Source organism: Streptomyces sp. WAC05292, from assembly GCF_003949955.1.
Classification (GTDB): Bacteria; Actinomycetota; Actinomycetes; order Streptomycetales; family Streptomycetaceae; genus Streptomyces; species Streptomyces globosus.
Genome location: NZ_RPSE01000723.1, coordinates 1 through 1349 on the forward strand (window position 1 = coordinate 1; position 1349 = coordinate 1349).

Genomic DNA, 1349 nt, shown 5'->3' on the forward strand with positions numbered 1-1349 from the left:
GGGGACGCGGGGGCAGAGCCCCCGCACCCACCGCCCCGCGTCAGCCCTCCGCCGGCGCCGGCCGCCCCGTCAACGCCGCCAGACTGGCCCGCACATGACTCATGTGCGCCCGCATCTCGTCCTCGGCCTCCGCATGCTCCCGCAGGATCCGCTCGGTCTCCCGACCGATCCGCTCCTCCCGCACCCGCGCCTGCGCCAGCAGCTCGGCAGCCTGCGCCTCCGCGTCCTCCTGCCCGTGCCGCGCGGCCTCCTCCGCCTCGGCGAGCCCCCGCCGCGCCTCGGCGAGCCGCCCCTCGACATGCCGTTCCAGCTCGGCGAGCCGGTCCTCCAGACCCCTCTCCCGCACGGCGAGACCCCGTTCGGCGGCCTCCCACCGCTCGGCCTGCTCCTGCTCCTGCTCGGCGAGCAGCTCGTGCGCCCGCCGCCGCGCCTGCGCCAGCACGGCCTGCGCCTGGTCGCGCCACCCGGCGGCGTCCTCGCGGGCCGCCGCACGCAGCGCGTCCGCTTCCCGCTCGGCGGCGAGCAGCCCCTGCCGGGCCCGCACCTCGGTCTGCTCCCGCACGGCCTGCGCATCCTGCCGGGCCAGCTCGGCGACCCGCTCGGCGTGCGCCTCGGCGGCGGCCAGCGCATCGGCGGCATCGGCCTGCGCATCGGCCCGCAGGGATTCGGCCTCCTCCTCAACGAGGGCGAGGATCCGCCGGGCCCGCTCGCTCAACTCGTCGTACGTCTGCGGCGGCAGCGCGGCGACGGCCTCCCGCAGCCGCTCCGCCTCCGCCTCCATCTGCTTGGCGAGGACGGTCAGCCGCGCCACCCTCTCCCAGGCCTCGTCCCGGCTGCCGGAGAGCCTCGCGAGACAGCGGTCCACCTGATCCGTGCGGTAGCCGCGGCGTGCGGTCGCGAAACCCTGTCCGTGAGGTGACATGCGTGCAGCCATCCTGGAAGCGCCTCTCTCGCGGGGATTGCTGTCAAGGATGCGGTATGTGCCGCCTGAAGCCCGAATGGCCGGGCCGGAACCCCTGACAGGGGTCCCGGCCCGGCCACACCGCCGATCATCCGATCAGAGCAGTCCGTCCCACATCTGCTCCAGCAGCACGGACCACCAGCTCTCCGGCGAGGTCAGCGCGGCACTGTCGAGCCCGGCCAGATTCGCCTGGAAATCGACGGTCCAGCGCCCCGCCTGCTCAGGCGTCAGATGCTGCCGCAGTCCGCGCGGTCGGTTGCTTTCCTGGGCCACATGCGGAGGCGGCGGTAGTCTTTGAAGCCTGACATGGTCGGGCGCATGTGTGTTGATGTGTAAGGGCATTCGGCCGGGCGGCACAGCGGCGCTTATACCTTGCCGTTATGCTGGT

General features: G+C 73.9%; 1 protein-coding gene and 1 pseudogene. Both read right to left on the reverse strand.

The annotated features are described in order from the left end of the window. Positions 1–40 precede the first annotated feature (40 nt). Positions 41–922: a DivIVA domain-containing protein gene (locus EF903_RS32620; RefSeq protein WP_125548537.1), complete on the reverse strand. Its 882-nt coding sequence runs from the start codon at positions 920–922 to the stop codon at positions 41–43. A 135-nt stretch (positions 923–1057) separates the two neighbouring features. Beyond that, positions 1058–1300 (reverse strand): annotated as a pseudogene (locus EF903_RS36225) (SUKH-4 family immunity protein); the annotation flags it as partial. Positions 1301–1349 lie beyond the last annotated feature (49 nt).